12 protein-coding genes are annotated in these 21,500 nt (G+C 46.6%); 11 read left to right on the top strand and 1 reads right to left on the bottom strand.

Annotation, left to right across the window (positions count from 1 at the left end):
* The first annotated feature begins 66 nt into the window (after positions 1 to 66).
* From CIK93_RS04720 to CIK93_RS04750, 7 genes are all read left to right on the top strand, one after another.
* Complete coding sequence (locus CIK93_RS04720) at positions 67 to 3,147, top strand: two-component regulator propeller domain-containing protein (protein ID WP_158215473.1); 3,081 nt, start codon at positions 67 to 69, stop codon at positions 3,145 to 3,147.
* Between the two features lie 37 nt (positions 3,148 to 3,184).
* Positions 3,185 to 6,187: a TIM-barrel domain-containing protein gene (locus CIK93_RS04725; protein WP_094446733.1), complete on the top strand. Its 3,003-nt coding sequence runs from the start codon at positions 3,185 to 3,187 to the stop codon at positions 6,185 to 6,187.
* Between the two features lie 1,008 nt (positions 6,188 to 7,195).
* Positions 7,196 to 9,553 (top strand): glycoside hydrolase family 2 TIM barrel-domain containing protein, encoded by a 2,358-nt coding sequence (locus CIK93_RS04730; protein ID WP_094446734.1) that lies wholly within the window; start codon positions 7,196 to 7,198, stop codon positions 9,551 to 9,553.
* Positions 9,553 to 11,904, top strand: coding sequence for a TIM-barrel domain-containing protein (locus CIK93_RS04735; RefSeq protein WP_094446759.1), 2,352 nt, complete (start codon positions 9,553 to 9,555; stop codon positions 11,902 to 11,904). Before CIK93_RS04730 ends, CIK93_RS04735 begins: the two co-directional genes overlap by 1 nt.
* Before the next feature lie 116 nt (positions 11,905 to 12,020).
* Positions 12,021 to 14,474: a CotH kinase family protein gene (locus CIK93_RS04740; RefSeq protein WP_094446735.1), complete on the top strand. Its 2,454-nt coding sequence runs from the start codon at positions 12,021 to 12,023 to the stop codon at positions 14,472 to 14,474.
* Positions 14,475 to 14,536: 62 nt separating this feature from the next.
* Positions 14,537 to 15,226 (top strand): tRNA (N6-threonylcarbamoyladenosine(37)-N6)-methyltransferase TrmO, encoded by a 690-nt coding sequence (gene tsaA, locus CIK93_RS04745; protein WP_094446736.1) that lies wholly within the window; start codon positions 14,537 to 14,539, stop codon positions 15,224 to 15,226.
* Positions 15,227 to 15,285: 59 nt separating this feature from the next.
* Positions 15,286 to 16,074 carry a sensor histidine kinase KdpD gene (locus CIK93_RS04750; protein ID WP_158214956.1) on the top strand — a complete coding sequence of 263 codons (789 nt, stop codon included), beginning with the start codon at positions 15,286 to 15,288 and terminating at the stop codon, positions 16,072 to 16,074.
* Positions 16,075 to 16,147: 73 nt separating this feature from the next.
* Here CIK93_RS04750 and CIK93_RS04755 read toward each other — a convergent pair whose 3' ends face one another.
* Positions 16,148 to 17,500: a sodium:alanine symporter family protein gene (locus CIK93_RS04755; protein ID WP_094389784.1), complete on the bottom strand. Its 1,353-nt coding sequence runs from the start codon at positions 17,498 to 17,500 to the stop codon at positions 16,148 to 16,150.
* A gap of 412 nt (positions 17,501 to 17,912) precedes the next feature.
* Between CIK93_RS04755 and CIK93_RS04760 the strand changes: the two genes are divergently transcribed.
* From CIK93_RS04760 to CIK93_RS04775, 4 genes are all read left to right on the top strand, one after another.
* On the top strand, positions 17,913 to 19,091 hold the full coding sequence (locus CIK93_RS04760) for a PCMD domain-containing protein (RefSeq protein ID WP_254046736.1): 1,179 nt from the start codon (positions 17,913 to 17,915) through the stop codon (positions 19,089 to 19,091).
* A 39-nt stretch (positions 19,092 to 19,130) separates the two neighbouring features.
* Positions 19,131 to 19,934 carry a porin family protein gene (locus CIK93_RS04765; protein ID WP_094389792.1) on the top strand — a complete coding sequence of 268 codons (804 nt, stop codon included), beginning with the start codon at positions 19,131 to 19,133 and terminating at the stop codon, positions 19,932 to 19,934.
* A 47-nt stretch (positions 19,935 to 19,981) separates the two neighbouring features.
* Positions 19,982 to 20,749: a hypothetical protein gene (locus tag CIK93_RS04770; protein WP_094446737.1), complete on the top strand. Its 768-nt coding sequence runs from the start codon at positions 19,982 to 19,984 to the stop codon at positions 20,747 to 20,749.
* A gap of 222 nt (positions 20,750 to 20,971) precedes the next feature.
* Positions 20,972 to 21,493, top strand: coding sequence for a prolyl-tRNA synthetase associated domain-containing protein (locus tag CIK93_RS04775; protein WP_094446738.1), 522 nt, complete (start codon positions 20,972 to 20,974; stop codon positions 21,491 to 21,493).
* Positions 21,494 to 21,500 lie beyond the last annotated feature (7 nt).

A 21,500-nucleotide genomic window follows, 5' to 3' on the forward strand; every position in this document is an offset into this window, starting at 1 on the left:
CATATTATATATAACTCGTAAAACCTAAAATAAATGCCTCTGGCATTGATGCTAATGACTGTAAATATGAGAAGGATGATCATGTTACTGACGCTGATGGTCAGCTTTGTGCTGACAGTCGGTGCTGCTATTGATGACATTAAGTTTAGCCGACTTGATACCCGTGACGGACTGAGCAACTCACAGATTCTTTGTGTGAAGCGCGACTCCAAGGGATTTGTATGGATAGGAACTCCCTATGGCCTTAATCGATACGACGGATATCGTATCAAGACATTCTACTCATATGCCAAAGATACCACAACGCTACGCAACAATTATGTGGATGAGATCTATGAGGCATACGATGGAAAACTATGGTTGAAGCAGGGTATGAACTATACCATCTTCGACCCAGTAACCGAGTCATGTGACAGACATCCTGAGCGTTGGTTGCAGCAACACGGCGTGGCGGGTGGTATCGAGCGCCTTTATATAGACAAGCATCATCATTTTTGGGTAAAAACCTATGATACTGGTTTCTGGCATTACAATCCTTATACCAAAGAAGCCAAGCAGTTTAATTTCGGTTATGGCCGCCAAGAGTTCAATTCCGACTTTGGTGTATCGAGTTTTGCAGAGATAGGCAAGAGCTTGTTGGTATCTTCACACAATGGTGAGGTGTTCTGTTTCAACAGAGAGAAAAACTGGATTAGTTGGAAAGATGCTTATATTCGTGAGAAAGGATTCTTCAACAATCAGGAATGTAAGTTGCGTACCGATGCCGATGGTAATCTCTGGATGATAACCGTGGTAGGCTGTTTTGTGAAGTCGAAAGGACGTTGGATTCTTTCTTATAAAGAACTGGCGAAACGCTGGGGCGTGGAATTGCCTGACGGGCTGAGCATTTGGGATATTTGTTCGGATAGCAAAAAGCGCGTTTGGATAGCTACCGACCATACAGGACTCTTTCTTGTTGACCGCCAAGCGCATGAGGTGCGCCAGTTCTTGACTCAGAAAAACGACGGTACGTCTATCAGCGAAAACACCCTCCGCATTCTTTATCGCGACCAGCAGGGTCGTATTTGGATTGGTACCTATATGAATGGCGTCAATATGTTTAAGGAGGGACTCTCCAATTTCCGCCATCTTGATCTGGGAAATATCACCACCATCACTTCCGATAAATCCTTCTTCTGGCTGGGAACCAATGATGCAGGTATCATTCGCATGGATCGTAAAACTGGCGAACAGGTTGTTTTCGACCGCAACAACAGTGGCATTGCCACCAATACCATGGTCAGTTCGTTGGTTTCACGTGACGGTACCGTATGGTTTGGAACCTATGAAGGTGGACTGATACGTTTCCGTGGTGGTGCTATCACTAATTTCCGCTCATCGGGTAAACCGGGTGAATTGGCCAATAACAATATCTGGTCGATATGTGAAGACCGTCAGGGCAATATCTGGATTGGCACATTGGGTAACGGTATTCAGCGCTTAACCCGTGCAGGACGCTTTGGCACACCTATCACCAGCCATAACTCTATCTTGGTATCAGACTATATCTCGACTGTCAATTTGACGAAGAAAAACTGGTTGATGGTATCCCATTCCAATTTCTATTCGATTGTGAATCCTGTTTCTGGCAAGATTATCAATCGCAATATTATTGACAATAAAGAGGGCATCGGTATTACCGAATCCTCAATATGTACTATGGAGGACAGTCGGGGACTTGCCTGGCAGGGCTCTTCATCGGGTGCAACCATCTGGGACACGAAGACCAATGCTGTCTATCTGATTGATATGCGTTCCGGACTCATTGGTTCTACCGTCAATGCCATGGTGGAAGACAACAACCACACGGTATGGTTGGTGACTGATCATGGCGTATCAAACGTCATCCCGCAGCAAAAAGACGGACGATGGAACTTTATCATCCGCACTTTCAATAGCAACGACGGTCTCCAGAACGGTCCGTTCAACCAGCGTGCCATCTGTAAGACTGCCGATGGACTTATCTTGGTGGGTGGTCAGGAAGGTCTTGATGTCATCAATCCGAAGCTGATGCGCGAAGAGAAGTATAAGGAATATCCCGTATTCAGCGGCCTGAAACTCTTTGAACAGGACGTAAAGGTTGGTGAAAAGATTGACGGTCGCATCATATTACGTAAGGCACTGAACATCTGTCGTGCCGTTCGCTTGAAATACAACGACCAGTTTACCATTCAGTTGGGAAGTTCCAATGGCGAAATCCATCACCGCTCGCGCTTCCTCTATCGCCTCGATGGTGTGAACAACGACTGGATTAGAACCGAAGAAGCCAACCCCAACATTACTTATATGAGTCTGCCTTCAGGATCTTATACCCTGCGCGTACGCATGCTCAACGACGATGGTACCATTGGTAGTGAAGAGGCAACACTCACCATTATTATACAGCCTCCGTTCTGGCGTTCATGGTGGATGATCATGATGCTGTTGCTGGTTGCCGCCTTTGGCATTTGGTGGAGGCGCAAGAATTATATGCGTCGTCAGGCTAAACGCCAAGCCGCCATCGCATTGCGCCTTGAGATGGAGAAGCGTCAATGGATGGCAGAGATGAAAGCATCGATGGCAGCAGAACAGCCAGCAAAAGGAGATGCTGTTGTTGAAGAACCTGTGCGCCACCTTATGATGCATACGGAATATGCCGACCTTGTAGCAGTGATTAAGAAGCAATGTGCTGAATATGTGAAAGGCAACAAGGGTGTAAAGATTAGCAATGTCATGCTTATCGACGAACTCTTTATGGAGTTTGACGTCGTTCTGATCAAGCGCATGCTCAACATCTTGTTTACCAATTCACAGAAATTTGCCGCCAAGAACTGCCACATTAGTGTTGGGCTCATTCGAAAGGACAATGGTAACGTACAGATTCAAGTGGCTGACAATGGTATCGGAGTGGCTGATGAGTATAAACCACATATGTTTGACCATACAGCAGGTGTTGACGAACTCGAACTCGCTCTTGTCAAAGACATCATAGTGGCACATGGTGGCACCATCGAAGTGAAGGACAATCCTGGTGGCGGAACCATCATGGTGATCGACTTGCCAGCAAAAGGCATGGTGGAAGAAGCTGAAATTATGGACGACGACCATGCTGACGATGAAATAAAATAATTGAAAAAAGTAGTATATAATAACCCTAAATGATCAAATGAATATTATTAAAACCCTCATGGTCGGTGCGTTCTCAATGACCGCATTGACAATGGCTGCAGCAGAAGTGCAGCAGAATGGCAACAAGGTAATGGTCAAACCCGATGGTGGTCAGGCCAAAGTTATCTGTCTTGAGGTGATGAACGACAACATCATCCGTGTGCGCGCCACATCCGAGAGTGCATTACCTGTCAAGAAACCCAGTCTGATGATTGTACCGCAGATAGCTCCCGCAAAAAATAACTATACGATAAGTGAGGACGAGCAGTCTGTAATAGTCAAAGCGAAGAATGTGACTGCCGTAGTCAATAAGGCAACGGGTGCGATCGTATTTTTTGATGCCACAGGAAAACAACTGCTTAAAGAGGCTAAGGATGGCAAGAAATTCCAGAACTTCACAGTCCCTGAGCGCGAATACGGTGTACGCAACATCGGTGGAGTGACCGAAGAGATGAAGCACGGACTGACTTGGCAGATGCTTTTCGACAGTCCTTCCGATGAAGCCTTCTATGGATTGGGACAGCATCAGTCTGAGGAATTTAATATGAAAGGCAAAAACGAAGACCTGTTCCAATATAACACCAAGGTCTCTATTCCTTTCGTACTCTCCAACAAGAACTATGGTATCCTGTGGGACAGCTACAGTTATTGCCGCTTTGGCAATCCCAACGACTATTTGCAGCTGAACCGCGCCTTCAAACTCTACGACCGTCGCGGTAAAGAAGGTCATCTGACTGGTACCTACGTCGATAAGAATGGTAAGAAAGTGGTGCGCGATGAGGATAGCATCTATTATGAGTATGCTTGTCCTCCAACTTCAGAAATTGCCAACAAGACCGATAATGGCGGCCTGAAGAACCTCCCCAAGGGCTTCAATCTCCAAGGTGCCACTGTGACATACGAAGGATTTATCGAGCCTGAATGTTGTGGTCGTTGTGCCAAGGCTGGCAAGAATGAGAAGCAACTCTATCAGTTTATCCTCTACTATGCCGGTTATATCAAGGTGTATATCGATGGCAAGGAGGTGGTGCCTGAGCGTTGGCGTACCGCATGGAACCCCAACAGCTATAAGTTTAGCACCGAACTGACCAAGGGTAAGAAGGCACAGTTGCGCATTGAGTGGCAACCCGATGGTGGCGATTCCTATTGCGGACTGCGTGTCTCACAACCTCGCAATAAGACAGAGCGTGAGCAACTCAGCATCTGGAGCGAGATGGCGCGCGATATGGATTACTACTTCATTGCAGGTCAGAATTTCGATGATGTCATCAGCGGCTATCGCACTTTGACAGGAAAAGCATCGCTCTATCCGAAATGGGTGCTCGGCTTCTGGCAGAGCCGCGAACGCTATCAGAGCAGTCAGGATATCGAGGATAACCTCGCAGAGTTCCGTCGTCGCCACATTCCTATCGACAATATCGTGCAGGACTGGAACTACTGGAATCTGCCCGATTGGGGTGCTCACGACTTTGAAGCAAGCCGTTATCCCAACCCACAGGCTATGCTCGACTCTGTTCACGCTATGCACGGACGCTTCATGATTAGTGTATGGCCTAAGTTCTACGACACCACCGAACACTATAAGGAACTCGACGAGAAGGGATGGATGTATCGTCAGGCTGTCAAGGACGATATCCACGACTGGCTTGGCTTCCGTGGTTCGATGTATGATGCCTATGATGAAGGAGCTCGCAAACTGTTCTGGAAACAGATGGACGACCATCTCTATAGCAAGTTTAATAAGAATGGTGTGCCTGGCGTCGATGCTTGGTGGATGGATGCCTCAGAGCCTAATGTGCGCGACTGCACTCCGATGTGGTATCGCAAAGCACTTTGCGGACCTACTGCCCTCGGCACTTCTACCGAATATTTCAATGCCTATTCTACCGTCAATGCCGATGCTATCTACAACGGACAGCGTTCGGTATGGAAGGGTAAAGCCAACGAACCTCGTGTGTTCCTGCTCACCCGTAGCGGTTTCGCTGGTGAACAGCGCTATTCTACAGCCACTTGGAGTGGTGATATCGGCACCCGTTGGGAGGATATGCGCGCTCAGATGACAGCCGGACTCAACTATTCTATGTCGGGTGTGCCTTTCTGGGGAATGGACCAAGGTGGCTTCTGTGTAGAAAACCGCTATGTTGCGGCTCAGAAACTCTTCAACGAAACAGGTGAAGAGAACGAAGATTTGAAGGAATGGCGTGAACTCCAGGCTCGCTGGAATCAGTTTGGAGCCTTCATCCCCTTGTTCCGTTCGCATGGTCAGTGGCCTACTCGCGAAATCTGGAACATCGCTCCCGACAATCATCCTGCCTATAAGTCGTTTGTTTATTACGACCAGTTGCGCTATCGCTTGATGCCTTATATGTACAGCATGGCTGCATGGGCTCACTTCAAAGACTATACGCTGATGCGTGCACTCGTTATGGATTTCAATGGCGATAAGGAAGTGGAGAATATCGGCAACCAGTGGATGTTTGGTCCTGCGCTCATGGCTTGTCCTGTTGGCTACTACAAGGCTCGCAACCGTAGCGTATATTTCCCCAAACAGTGTGGTTGGTATGATTTCTATACTGGCGAACACTATGATGGTGGTCAGCATTTGGTAGTTGATGCACCCTACGAGAAGATTCCTGTTTTCGTACGTGAAGGTGCCATCATTCCATTTGGTCCTGCCATGGAGTGGTGCGACGAGAAACCTGCCGAACTCATCAATCTCTATGTCTATGAGGGTCAGGACGGATCGTTCCAACTCTACGAAGACGAGGGAACCAACTACAACTACGAGAAGGGTAAGTATGCCACCATCGAGATTACCTATAACGATGCCGACAAAACTGTCAGCTTCGGCAAGCGCAATGGTGCTTTCAAGGGTATGCTGAAAAACCGTCGTTTCAATGTAGTACTCGTGAAGAAAGACCAGCCCCGCGACCTCAACCTCGACAATCCTGAGGGTAAAATGGTGCAGTACAGCGGTAAGGCTGTTAGCGTGAAACTCTGATTTTAAAGATATTGCAATAGGAGGGGTGTGCCATACGGCACACCCCTCTTGTCTTATATAATACCCAATGACTACCCATTGACCACCTGCATAACCATCGTACTGACATCGCCCTTCTTCTATATACAAGTTGCCTAAATGTTCCATTTACCATGTACAAGATATTGCCCGTTATTTTGCCAAGGCATTTCCCATGTTTTGCAAAAGTATTACCCCATGTTTGGCAAAAGTATTACCCCATGTTTTGCAAAAGTATTACCCCATGTTTGGCAAAAGTATTGTCTAACGTTTGAAAAAGATCTTTTCAACGATTGATAAAGATGTTATCCAACGTTTGATAAAGATGTTATCCAATATTTGATAAAAGTATTATCCAATATTTGATAAGGGTATTATCCAACGTTGGATAAAAAGATTATCAAGGTTTGGAAAAACGTTGATAAACGATAGCTTTTTATAAGGGAAATAGGATCACGCTTTACTTTTGTCCTTTCATGGCGTTAGTTAATTGTTTATGTTTTGTATCCTCAGGGCGTTGCAGGGGTGGTCGAATGGTGGTCGAAAATCTAAAAAACAGAAGGTTCGACCACCCGTTATGGTGTTGTGCTGTAGTCACTTATCTGATTCTGGTGGTCGAGTGGTCGAATTTTATGACGTCGCGTGTGCGTGCGCATATACGCGTACATAATATAAAGGAAGTTCGCCGATGCTCATTGATCTGTTTTTGTTAGATTTCTCCTTTGGTGCGCTACATCCTTGATTCGTCTCAATATCATTCAACAGCCCCGTATGGTTAAGCGCAGATTCAAATTAAAATGATGCTTAATACGACGATAAACAGAAGTTGTTTTCTGGTAATGAAAGTTCTCATTTCCATCCATCTTCATAAATTTGCTGGAAAAATCATAGCAGTTGCCGTTGGGTGGAGGTAAAAAAAAGACAGAAAGCCTTTGTCTTCTTGCTGAAAATCGCTAACTTTGCCCAACGATTTACCAATACTAATTTCTTATGTATAGATTCTTTATTCTGGCATGTGCCATTGGCTGTATGTTGACCGCACAGGCACGCGACCGCCAGAACTTTGACAACGGATGGCGATTTGTGCTGGCAGACTCGGCACAAATGTCAAAAACCGATTATCATGATACGCATTGGCGTGCACTAAACCTACCACACGATTGGGCTGTGGAGGGTGATTTCCTCTGTTCTAACCCATCAGGAGCGGGTGGGGGAGCACTTCCTGGCGGCATTGGATGGTATCGCAAGACTTTCAATCTGCAGAAAAACCCAGGAGAACGCTACTTCATTGAGTTCGACGGAGTGTATATGAATGCCCGTGTCTATATCAACGGTAAGGAAGTGGGCTACCGCCCTTACGGTTATAGCTCGTTTGAATACGACATCACACCTTATCTTATAGCCGGTCGCAACGTGGTGGCTGTGCGTGTGGATAATAGCGATCAGCCTAATTCCAGATGGTATAGCGGATGCGGTATCTACCGCCATGTGTGGTTTACCAAAACCGCCGATGTGCATGTGAAACACTGGGGGGTGCATGTGGTTGCCAATCCCGACGGACGTGTCTCCGTGACTGCCGATGTGGAAAGTCAGGGCAAAGCCTATAAGGTGCGCAACCAAGTGTTTGATGCCCAAGGACGAGCAGTTGGTTTGAAAGTGCGCCGTCCCCATCTGTGGTCGGTTGATGACCCCTATATCTATAAGGTACGCACGCAAGTGCTGGTAGGTGGAAAAGTGGTCGATGAGGTGTGGACCAACACCGGATTCCGCTCGTTCCGCTTCGATGCCAAGACAGGTTTCTGGCTCAATGGCAAGAACATGAAGCTCAACGGGGTTTGCGAACACCACGATTTCGGTTGTTTGGGTGCTGTGGTCAACGAAGATGCCATGCACCGCAAACTCGTGCGACTGAAGGAAATGGGTGTGAATGCCATTCGTTCATCACACAATCCGCCTGCTCCCGAACTACTCAATATGTGCGACACCATGGGACTTATTGTCATGGACGAGTCGTTTGATATGTGGCGCCGCCGTAAGACTCAAAACGACTATGCACGCTTCTTCGACGAATGGCATGAGCGCGACCTTGCCGACTTGATACTGCGTGACCGCAATCATCCCTCCATACTGATGTGGAGCATCGGCAATGAGGTGCTCGAACAATGGTCGTCTGCCGATGCTGATACGTTGACTCTTGAGCAAGCCAACCTCATACTCAATGCCGGACACGATGCTTCGACCCTTGCCAAGGATGGCGAAACCAGCGTCAATACATTGTTGGCAGACCATTTGGCTGACATTGTGCGCCGCTACGACACGACACGTCCCATCACCGCAGGATGTAACGAACCATCACCCGACAACCACTTGTTCAAGGGTAAGGCGCTCGATATTGTAGGCTTCAACTATCATCATCAGTGGATTAAGGATGTACCCAAGAATTTCCCCGGTCGTCCGTTTATCATGACCGAAAGCGTTTCAGCCCTGCAGACAACGGGTTTTTACACTATGCCCAGCGACTCTGTCATCAAAGCACCTAAGGAATGGTGGTTGCCCTATACCGATCCTTCGTTCAAATGCTCGTCTTACGATAACATGCATGCCTCATGGAGCAGTACTCACGAGGAAACATGGGATGTGGTGAAGCATACTCCCTATGTCGGTGGACAGTTTATATGGACCGGTTTCGACTATATCGGCGAACCCACACCTTATTCTTATCCTGCTCGCAGCAGTTATTTCGGCATCATCGACTTGGCTGGTCAGCCTAAAGATGTCTATTATATGTATCAGAGCGAATGGACCAATCGCCCCGTTCTGCATCTCTTCCCCCATTGGAACTGGCTCGATGGCGAACAAATCGATATGTGGTGCTACTATAATCAAGCCGACGAAGTGGAACTCTACATCAACGGCAAGAGTCAGGGCGTGCGCCGCAAGGCAGATAGCCACCAGTATCATGTGATGTGGCGCGTAACCTTTGAACCCGGAGAAGTGAAGGTCGTGGCACGCAAAGACGGTAAAGAGGTGCGCCAGCAGACTATCCATACTGCCGGACAGCCCCATCATTTGCAACTCAGCATCGATTATCAAGGTAAAAACACCACCTTCGTCAAGGTGGAAGTGGTTGATGAGAACGGCAACCGATGCCCTTGGGCAGAGAACCAAGTGTTTTTCGATACCGATGCCACCATCATCGGTGTGGATAACGGAAACCAGACATCACTCGAACGCTTCAAGGACAATAAGCGCAAAGCATTCTTCGGCAGATGCTTCGTCGTACTCGACGGACATGGCACGCTGAAAGCAAAATCATACGGACTACCAACAGCAACTATCAAATTATGATGAAGAAAATCTTATTATCAGCAGCGCTCCTGCCCATGGCAGCCGTTGCACAGATACAGACATCGGCAGGTGTACAGTATCTGCAATGCCAGGCAAAAGATATGTCGGGCGAGTTCTCTGACTTTTCCAATACCTATTTCCTGGCTGACAGTCTGGCTGGCTTCGACCTCAACAAGGGTGAAGGACTGCTCAACTGGAAACGCTACCGTCTCGTACCGCGACAGGCTTTCAACCTCAATGGCTATTGGCCTGTGCGCATGAAGATGCTCGATTTCCCCGACACACAGTATGACAACGACCCCAACCTGCGCATCAAAGTGCAGAAAATAGACAACCGCACGCTTCGTGTCACCATCTTCACTTCACCCATCGAACCGAAGATGGATGATGCCAACGACCCCATGTTCTCACCGGAGTTTATTGCACAGCAAACTGGTGAACAGGCTAAAAACGGTCGTGGACGCTGGAACGTGAAAGCTACCGACCAAGCTATTGTCTATAAAAACAATAACGGTTCACTCGAAATACAGAAGTATCCGTTCCGTATCGTGCTGCGCGACGGACAGGGCAAACTGCTCACACAGACCCGTCACATCATCGATAACGACAGTACACAGGTGAAACTCCTGCCCTTCAACTTTATCAAACGCGGTTCAGACAATTCGCGCAGCATCAATCCCGTACTGATGCTCTCACCCAACGAGCGCATCTACGGTTGCGGCGAAAGTTTTACATCGCTCAACAAAGTAGGACAGAAAGTGCAAATCTCGGTAGTCGATCCACAAGGACCAGAGACCGATGGCATGTATAAACCCGTGCCTTTCTATTTCTCTAATCGGGGATATGGTATCTTCATGCACACCTCGGCACCTACAACAGCTGATTTCGGTGCCTCTTACATCGGTGCACAGCGCCTCTTTATGGGCGACGAAACGATGGACTTCTTCATCTTCTTCGGTGAACCGAAAGACGTGCTCAATGCTTATACCGACGTCACTGGTAAGTCACCTATGCTTCCCCTCTGGACTTTCGGCACATGGATGAGCCGCATCACCTATTTCTCTCAGGAGGAAGGACTCGATATTGCCCGTAAACTCCGTGCCAACAAGATACCATCAGATGTTATCCATTTCGATACAGGATGGTTTGGCGTAGATTGGCAGTGCGACTATGAGTTTGCCAAAGATCGTTTCAAAGATCCAGTAGCCATGCTCAAGTCGATGAAGAAAGACGGTTTCCATACCTGTCTCTGGCAATTGCCCTACTTCACACCGAAGAACCGCTACTTCCGTGAACTCGTTGATGGCGGCATGGCTGTACACAACGGCAACGGAACATTGAGCTATGAAGATGCGGTGCTCGACCTCAGCAATCCCAAGACCATAGCATGGTATCAAGGCAAAATCGCTAACCTCATCAAACAAGGAGTTAGCGCTATCAAGTGTGACTTCGGTGAGGCTGCACCATACGATGGCATCTATGCCAGCGGCAAAACAGGATTCTATGAGCACAACCTCTATCCCCTGCGCTACAACAAAGCACTCTGGCAGGCTGTGCGCGACAATACTCCCGACCATGAAGGTGTCATCTGGGCTCGCAGCGCATGGGCTGGAAGCCAGCGCTATCCGCTCCATTGGGGTGGCGATGCTGCTACCAACGAGATTGGTAGCGTAGGTATGTTTGGCGATCTCCGTGGCGGTTTGTCATTCGGACTCAGCGGATTCTCCTTCTGGAGCCATGACATGGGTGGCTTTGTCACCAAGAGTCCCGACGATCTCTACCGTCGTTGGCTGCCATTCGGATTCCTTTCAAGCCATACCCGTGCCCATGGAGCACCTCCTACCGAACCTTGGCTCATCAGCGAAAGCTTTACCAAAGCATTCCGCCAGTCGGCAGAAATGAAATACAAACTCATGCCTTATGTCTATGCACAGGCAAAGGATTGCTCTGAGCGCGGACTGCCTATGGTACGTGCACTGCTCGTGGAATTCCCCGATGATCCAGGTGCATGGTTTGTGGAAGACGAGTATATGTTTGGTTCGCAGATTCTTGTTGCTCCAATGCTCGAAACAGGAAAAAGCCGCACCGTATATCTGCCCCGTGGAAAGTGGATTGATTATCAGACAGGAAAAGTCTATGAGGGGGGCTATCAGACTATCCCAACTGCTGAGATTCCCTGCGTCATCCTCGTCAAGGATGGATCACTCATTCCCCATGTACCTGTCGCACAAAACACAGGCGATATCAAATGGGACAAGGTCGAGCTGAAAGCCTATAAGGCCGATGCTACCAAATGTACAGGACTCCTGTTCCGTCCTGGCGATAAGGAACTGCAACATATCGAGAAATAACTATTCATGAGCCGGGGATGAACATCAACAATGTTTCATTCCCCGGTATTTTTTATAACTACAATCCCTCTTTGGTATATACGATAACGCTTTATTATCAATTATAGGTACATGCTATGAAAACAATATGGGTGGCACTTGCAGCCATGACCATGGCGGCACCGATGCACGCACAACTGGTCATCAATGAAGTCATGCAGTCTAATATCGACTGTATCATGGACGACATGAACGAATTTCCTGATTCGTGGGTGGAATTATACAACAATGGCGAAAGTAGCGAACAGCTTTCTAACTACAGTATCGGACTTACCACTGATGCTCAAAAGGCATGGGCTTTGCCGGCATCACTTATCAACAAAGGATATCGCGTACTCATCTATTGCGATAAGGCGGCATCGGGTATGCATACTGATTTCCGCCTTGAGTCGGGAAAGAACGGCGAAATCTATCTGTTCAAAAACAATAAAGTGGTCGATAAACTGACCAAAATGAAAAAACAGCCTGCGCCTAATATTGCCTATGGACGCAAGACAGACGGTAGCGACACATGGGGATATATGGCTATACCAACACCAGGCGGCACCAACTGCGGATCTACCTGCAAGGATCTCTTGGGCGATGTGGTATTCAGCGAACCTGGACGGGTCTTGGAAAATGCGCAGACTCTCAAACTCACCCTGTCACTTCCTGACGGAGCGCCTGCAGAAACTGTCATCCGATATACTACAGATGGTAGCGAACCAATAGCATCAAGTTTGCAATATACCGCTCCAATCACCATCAGCGCCTCACAGGTGGTGCGCGCAAAACCATTCTGTACGGGGTATCTGTCACCTCGGTCAGTCACCCAGTCGTATATCTTCCACGGACGACAGATGACGCTTCCCGTTATTTCCATCGTTACTAAGAATGTGTATTTCTATGATAACAAACAAGGAATACTGGTGAAAGGCAACTATAACAGCAGTCAGGAAAACTATAAATACAACTGGCGACGACCCATCAACTTGGAACTTTTTACTGCCGCTGGTAGTAAAAGTCAGCTCAACCAACTCTGCGAAACACGTGTCATGGGAGGTGCTTCACGTGATAATATGATGAAGTCGATGGCTATTTATGCCAACAAGCGATTTGGTACGAAGCGCCTTCAATATGAATTTTTCCCTGACCAGCGACCGGGTATCACCGATTATAAGTCACTCGCACTGCGCAATGCCGGCAACGACTTCGACTATCTCTACATGCGCGATGCTGTCATCCAACGGTCTATGGCTGCCTATGTCGATCTTGATTGGCAGGCATGGCGTCCTGCCATTGTCTATATCAACGGAAAGTACAACGGTATGCTCAACATCCGTGAACGAAGCAACGAAGATAATATCTATACCAACTATGAGGGATTGGAGGATATTGATATGATAGAAAACGGATGGGAACTGAAAGTAGGCGATTGGGAACATTTCAACCGCTTCAAGGCGTTCTATCAAGAACATGGACATACCCTGGCAGAATATGAAACATGGATGGATTGCAAGGAGTATATCAACCTGATGATCATGAATCTTTTCTACAATAATCAGGACTTTCCCGGCAATAACATCGTATGGTGGAGACCACGCACAGAAACTGGCAGATGGCGATGGGTGGCTAAAGATACGGACTTCGGACTTGGGCTTTATAGTTCGGCAGCTACCTATAAAACCTTTGAATGGTTCTACAACCCCAATTATGACAAAGACCACGCATGGGCAAATACATCTGAGGCTACAAGATTGTTTCGCCGATTAATGGAAGATGCCGATTTTCAACGGGAATTCATAGACCGTGCTGCCATCTATCTGGGTGACTTCTTGTCGGAAAAGAATATACGGCTGCTATGGGATGATATGTATAATCAGATCAAAACGGAATATCTTCACCATCGCAAGCTTGTCAACGAGTGGTGGCCTAATTATACCAACGAATTGAATACAGCACATAAATGGCTTAACGAACGTATTCCGAGTTTCTATCAGCAGATTTCCGACTTCTATAAAGTGGGAAATCCTGTTCCACTCACCATCAATGCCACGATGGCTGAAAGCGACAGAAACGCCATGACGATCACATTCAATGGCGTGCGCTTGACAGAAGCATGCTTTGACGGAAAATTCTTCAAGAATAGATCCATGCAGATCAATGGGGTGCTCTCCGACGGACGGGAGGTGAAAGCATGGAATATCGTACAGCATCAAGGTATTGCCACTACTACTATACAGCAGTCGGGAGCTACCCTTACTATGGCGCTACCCGATTGCGACAAGGTGGAGATTACCGCTGTAATAGGTGAACCTACTGCCATCACGCAACCTGATACCAAAACATGGCACTGGTCGTTTGCTGCAGGAACACTACAGGTTGACCAGGTGGAGAAGGGTACCAAGGTGTGTGTATATGACCTATTAGGCAGAATACTCCATCGGACTACAGCAACTGGTGCACTGCTTTCCTTCGCAGTTTCTGCCAAGACCTGCATCCTGAAAGTTGGCGATGAAGCTGCAAAAGTAACTGATTCTACTCGACGATAAATCGAAAGGAGTGTTGAAGAATAGTATGATCTGAACATCGCTAAACGCAAAATAGAATACTTATGGATATACAACCAATTGCTTATTTTCGATCACCATTCACCTCGAAATTCGGATTGCCACGACAGAGTGGTATCGTAGAAACGTTGCATGGACGCATAGAACTCACTCGCGATTATGCCACACCAGAGGCACTGCGGGGATTGGAAGAGTATGATTTCCTCTGGCTGATATGGGGATTCTCTGAAAATGTCGATGCACGTAAGCATCCTACCGTGCGACCACCATTGTTGGGAGGAAACGAGCGCGTCGGGGTTTGGGCAACGCGTTCGCCATTCCGACCCAATAATCTCGGACTCTCATCGGTGCGTATTGTGGCGGTGCGTCCCGAAGATGGAGTAGTGGAAGTGGCAGGGGCTGACCTCATGGATGGCACACCTATCTACGATATCAAACCTTATTTGGCTTATGTGGATAGTCATCCTGGTGCACGGGGCGGTTTTACCGATCGCAAACAGTGGCAGCGGTTGGAGGTGGTTATATCTGACGAACTGACGAAGACCCTCTCACCACAGATCGTGCAGACACTGACCGATGCACTTGCGCTTGATCCTCGTCCTCATTATCATGATGATCCCGACCGGCAGTATGTGATGCCTTTCGACGGCTATGAAGTGGTATTCTGTGTGGACGGCAACATGTTGTATGTCAAGAAAATTATCCCTTGTATCGCTGTACCAGAAAAAAAGTAACCGCATTATTTGTAGATGACGGAAATTTTTAATATATTTGTGTCCGAAAAATGGTTGACATGATGGAAATGGTATTGATACTTATCTTGGCTATGGGCTGTCTGGTGGCTTTCTGTTGGGCTTGGCAGATGCGGAAAAGAATGCGTGTGTTGGAACGTGATATAATGATGCATCGCATCTTTCTGAAGAATGTTATTCAAGAGTCAGAACTTCCCCTTCGGCAAGTTTCTCGCATGGCTAAGATGCTTTCAAAGGATGATTTATACCTTTCCAAGAATGAAAAACACAATATGGCAGAACAGTTGAATGGCTATGCTTATTTCATCGATACATTGTTGAATGAACTTATGCTCTTCACTAATCCTTCCGATGAGGTGGCACACGTGAGACGGGAACAGTTCAGTCCTAACGAACTTTGTCGACGTTGTCTGGAAATCAATATCTCCAACATTTATCATCGACAGGCTGTCAAGTTGAATTTTCATCGTACCATGAGCGATGAGTTCTTTATAGAAAGTGATCGCCATGTCATAGAGATTATCCTCAATAAGTTGATTCAGAATGCCTGTCGCTTTACCGAAAAAGGGGAAGTGGTCGTGGGGTGTAACACTACAGAGAATGAGGGCATGCTGACACTCGATGTCAGTGATACTGGTGCAGGAATTCCCAAAGATCGTCTGAGTCGCCTGTTTAGTTGGTTTGAACAGCCCGACGATATGCGCGATGAGGCTGAACTTGATTTGAGCATTTGCCAGCGGTTGGCACAAAAAATTGGAGGTGTGCTTTTTATCGACGAACTCTATGCACGTCAGGGAACTCGTGTGGTGCTGGTATTGCCCATCAAGTAGGCTGTAATAACAGAAACAAAATTATAGTTTTTCTTTCCGTCACGAAGGGATGGTGTGTCACATCCTGTCGGACTTACAGATCGCTTCTGTCCAAATGGTCGCGCCACAGATATTTGCGTGTTTCGTGTACGATGATGCCGTTCAGCGCCAAGAGCGATAGCAGGTTGGGAATTGCCATGAGTGCATTCATACAATCGGCCATGTTCCATACCACACCCAACTGCATCACGCTGCCTATAAATACAGCAACGATAAAAATCATCCGATAGACAAGCATCCATCGACGACCTTTCAGATATTCTACTGCGCGTTCACCATAATAGCACCAACCTAAGATGGTGGAAAATGCAAAGGTCAACAGACCGAAAGTCAGTAAAGGTGTACCAATGATGGGAATTTTAGAAAATGCCATCTTGGTCAGTACCGCACCATTGTCGAAAGTAATGTCGGGGTATGCCAATACACTGCTTACAATAACAATTCCCGTCATGGCACAGATGACTACCGTGTCCCAAAATGTACCAGTGCTGGACACCAAGGCTTGGCGTACTGGGTTGCGTGTCTGTGCGGCAGCAGCTACGATGGGAGCAGAACCGAGTCCTGATTCGTTGCTGAAAAGACCGCGTGCTATGCCATAACGTGCTGCCATCATCACTGTAGTACCTACAAAACCTCCTCCTGCTGCCTGCGGACTGAAAGCCGAGGTGACGATGAGCTTGATGGCAGGCCATGCATAATCGATGTTTACTCCTATTATATAGATACAACCTAAAATGTAAAAGAGTGCCATGAGGGGTACCAGGGTTGCGCAGACACGTGCAATACTCTTCACACCACCTAAAATAACAGCACCAGTGAGTAGGCAGATGACTGTTCCTGTGATATAGGGTGAGATGTCATAGGTTTCGTAGGCGAGTGTGGCAATGGCATTGGCTTGCACCGTATTGCCGATGCCAAACGAGGCGAGGGCAGTGAAAATGGCAAAGAGAATTGCTGCCCAACGCCATCCCAATCCTTTCTCCAGCGCAAACATAGGTCCTCCAATCACTTTGCCATCAGGTTTCTTCTCGCGATATTTGATAGCCAGTAGGCCCTCTGCATATTTGGTGGCAATGCCAAATACACCAGTCAGCCAACACCACAATACTGCACCAGGACCGCCTAAGGCAATGGCGGTGGCTACACCGATGATGTTTCCGGTGCCGATAGTAGCAGCTAGAGCGGTTGCCAATGATGAGAATTGCGAAACGTCACCGGTTGCATCGGGATCACGTTGTACAGATAGCCGAATGGCTTTGAGTATATGTCTCTGTGGAAAATGCAATCGGATAGTAAGAAAAAGATGGGTTCCCAAGAGCAGGATAATCATGGGCCAGCCCCACAACAGGGAGCTCGTTACGGAGAAAAATTCGTTGATGGTGTTCATGTTGTTGCTGCTTTTGCGTGCAAAGTTAGTTAAAAATGCTCAAAATGTAGTCGATTCTTCGTTTTTTTTGAATTTTGGTTAAACTTTTTATCGTTTGATGCGTCATATTGATAACAAACGTGATTTGGCTCATTGAAAATACAGACGAGACATGAAATGACGAAACATTTGACCTATGTGGTAGAAAGAAAATCAGGACAATGATGGCTGCTCCGATAGTTGGAGTAGCCATCTTTCGCTTTTTATCCGTGTTTATGCTCATCGATATCCATTCTTGAGTACTGTTTGATATATGGTTAATTGCTGTTAAAATCTGCAGTTCTATCTATTTCGATAGATAACATAATTATATAGATAAGTTGAAAAATATTTGGTAGTGTGAGGTTTTCTTCTTATCTTTGCTCCCTAAAATATGATGAAAGTTCAGGATATGAAGAGATTGATACATACGACAACCCTCATGGCAGTGGGAATTACCACTTGTTTGGGCTTTGTCTCTTGCTTTAAGGATGAGCCGCTCAATGCAGAATGTGATATTGAGCAGGCTTACATACACGCAGGCGACAAATTGAATAGTTGGTTCCTTTTCGATTCCGACACACTTCAATATGTGCAATCTGACCAGAACAAGATAGAGTTTACCATGAGTGCTATGGCTGATCTTACACAGATTGCTCCACTTTTCAGACTCACTCCTGGGGCTACTATATCACCTGCCAACGGCAGTGTACACGATTTTTCTAAAGGTTCGGTGAAATATACGGTCACTTCGGAAGATGGACAATGGTCACGTATCTATTTTGTCAGCATCAGAAAAATGCTCTATTTCGGTAGTGAACACGAGTTTAATTTTGAAAACTGTTATGAGGACAAAGGGTACTACCATTGGCAAGAACCATGGAAAGATGCTAATGGTAATACGACCAAAGAGGCTATCTGGGCAACAGGAAATCCGGGTTACAAGATTAGCAATAGCTCTACTCCAGCAGAGAATTATCCCACAGCACCTATTGACGAAGGATATGAAGGAAAAGGGGTAAAGCTATCCACTTGCCGAACAAGTGGACTTGCAGACATGGTGCAGAAGCCTATTGCGGCTGGCAACCTCTTTATTGGGCAGTTTGATCCGTCTAATGCATTGCAGGATGCTATGTCTGCCACTAAGTTTGGACGCCCATTCAGTTTCAATACCCAACCCAAGACATTCACAGGATACTATAAGTATAAGGCTGGGGAGAAATTTACCGACCAGTATATGCATGTACTGGAGCAAAAAGACTACGGCACTATCTATGCCGTGTTCTATGATAACCATAATGCAAAGGGCGAAGCGGTGGTGCTCTATGGCAACAACGTACAGACAAGTGAACAGGTTGTGGCACTTGCCCGACTTGATAATATCGACAATACTCCTGAATGGACTCCATTCACTCTCAATTTCATCTACCGTAAAGCTGTAGATATGCAGAAGCTGAAGGCTGGCGGTTACAGTCTCGCTATCGTTTGTTCGTCAAGTACCAACGGTGCTGAGTTTATGGGTGCCGTGGGTAGTACGCTTTGGGTGGATAAGTTTAAGATTACATGTGAATAAGGATGAAATGCCAAGCGATATAGATATTCGGTTATGACAATGAAGAAAATCATAATATGCTCCCTGCTGATGATGTGCACGTTGTGGGCATGGGCAGGAGACGATAATCAAGAACATTGGAGTGCATGGAACAAATATCTGCACAACTATAAATACTATGTACACGTGGGGTATAATATCGGTGGAACAGCACCTATTGGTATGCCTGCCTCTATCCGCACGCTACATAGTTATACGCTGCAACCTAACTTCACCCTTGGAGTAGATGCCCACCATGTTATCTCTGGCAAATGGGGATTCTTGGGCGGTTTGCATTTTGAAAACAAAGGTATGAGAACCGATGCGGGTGTGAAGGGCTACCACATGAAGATTGTGCGTGGTGGCGAACAGTTGGAAGGTGTATTCACAGGAAGTGTGGTGACTAAGGTTGACATGAGTCTTATCACCGTTCCCTTGCAAGCCACTTATGATTTGACCCCACAGGTGCGTCTGAAACTTGGTCCATATGTGAGTTATGCCACAGCCAAGAAATTTGAAGGATGGGCATACGATGGATACCTCCGACGTCAGGAGGAAGGACATGAAAAGGGTGATCCTACCGGACAGAAAGTGATACTGGGACATAATGATGGTGAGCGTGGCAACTACGATTTCTCCAGCGATATGCGCTCTTGGCAGTTTGGTATCGACCTCGGTGCCGACTGGTATATCACTAAGCGTTGGGGTGTCAAGGCTGATTTATCATGGGGATTGACGGGTATCTTCAAGAAAGATTTCGATACCATCGAGCAGACCATGTTTCCCATTTATGGTACGATTGGTGTGATTTATCAACTGAAATAAAAAAAATAGGTATCAATTATTATTAACTAAAAAAGAAAGGAAAAAAAATGAAATTGAACAAGATTTTCTATCTGATGGCCATGGTATGTACACTTGGCTTTACTGCATGTGGTGACGATGACGATGCACCCAAAGACGATCCAATCCAGTCGCCTATCGTAGGAACATGGAATGTTTGGTCACAAGGAAATGATTACGATGGTTATACCGGTTCTGTACAGCTCAACTGGGAAGTAGAAGAAGGAACAAGTATTAGTCTCGACCTTCTTGGAACTGGTACACCTACTGAAATTTCTATCAAGGAAACCGTTGTTCCTTTGGCAAATAGCCTGGGTAACAAGTTCCTGCCTAAAGTGCTGAAGAGTGTTATTTTCACTCCTGATGGCAAGATCAATGCTGTGGTTTCTGACTATGATGATGACGATATCGCTCCAGAGTGGGAGACTGTTAAGGGCTATGCTACCTATAAGGTTATTAGCGACAATCTCATCAGCGTTTCTATCGACGCAGAAAAGGCTACTGAAGATATTGATGATCCAGCAGAAAAGGCACAGATCAAGACTATCCTTAAATCGTATGGTACTATTCCCGTCAATGTTCGTTGGAATGGCGAAAAGCCTTTCTTCTTTGTTGACAAGGCATACGTACAGCCTATGATTGCTGCTTTGGTTGCTTTCATCGACAAGGTGCCTACAAACGCCATGGATCCAGATGATTTCCAAACTTTCACTATGGTTAAGGGTGTTGTGAATCAGCTGTCTGGTATCATGGACAAAACTTCAAAGTTTGAAGCAGGTATCGAACTGACCAAATAATACTTGGTCGTTTGACTATAAACATAAATCCCTGGCATACAATCTGTGCCGGGGATTATTGTTTTTTCATAATTTTTCAGTATCTTTGCATCCAAAGACGCTAAGGTACTCACGCTCGGAAGTAAAAAAGAAAAAGTGATTTTTCTTTTGTACTTCGCTCGCTTAATCGTACCTTTGCAACCAATAAAAGCTCTGCTGATATTTGGTAAAATCATACTAACGATGACACGAGAAGAAATAGTCTTTGACTATCTGCAACAGCACGACATTCCCTACACGTGCTATCACCATCCCGAAGGCAAAACCATTGAGGAGGCTAAACGATGGTGGAAAGACGATGGCAGTATCCATTGCAAAAACTTGTTTTTCCGCAACCACAAGGGAAATCGGCATTATCTGGTATGCTTCCATTGTGACCATGACCTCGATATCCACGATTTGGAACACCGTCTCAAAGCAACGCTTGTATCCCAGGGATTACCTTCTTGTGGTAAACTATCGTTTGCATCGCCCGGGCGCATGATGCGCTATTTGGGACTTGAACCGGGAAGTGTGTCGCCTTTCGGACTCATCAACGATACGGAGCATCATGTGCATCTTTTTCTTGATTGTCATCTGAAAGAGGCTGAGACGCTGTCGTTCCATCCGAATGATTGTAGGGGAACGGTAGTTCTTCGTCGTGATGACTTTGAGCGCTATCTCGACACTCTCGGCAATACCTATGAGTATTTGACCTTGTATTGATGATGGT

The organism is Prevotella sp. P3-92, from assembly GCF_002251205.1.
GTDB lineage: Bacteria > Bacteroidota > Bacteroidia > Bacteroidales > Bacteroidaceae > Prevotella.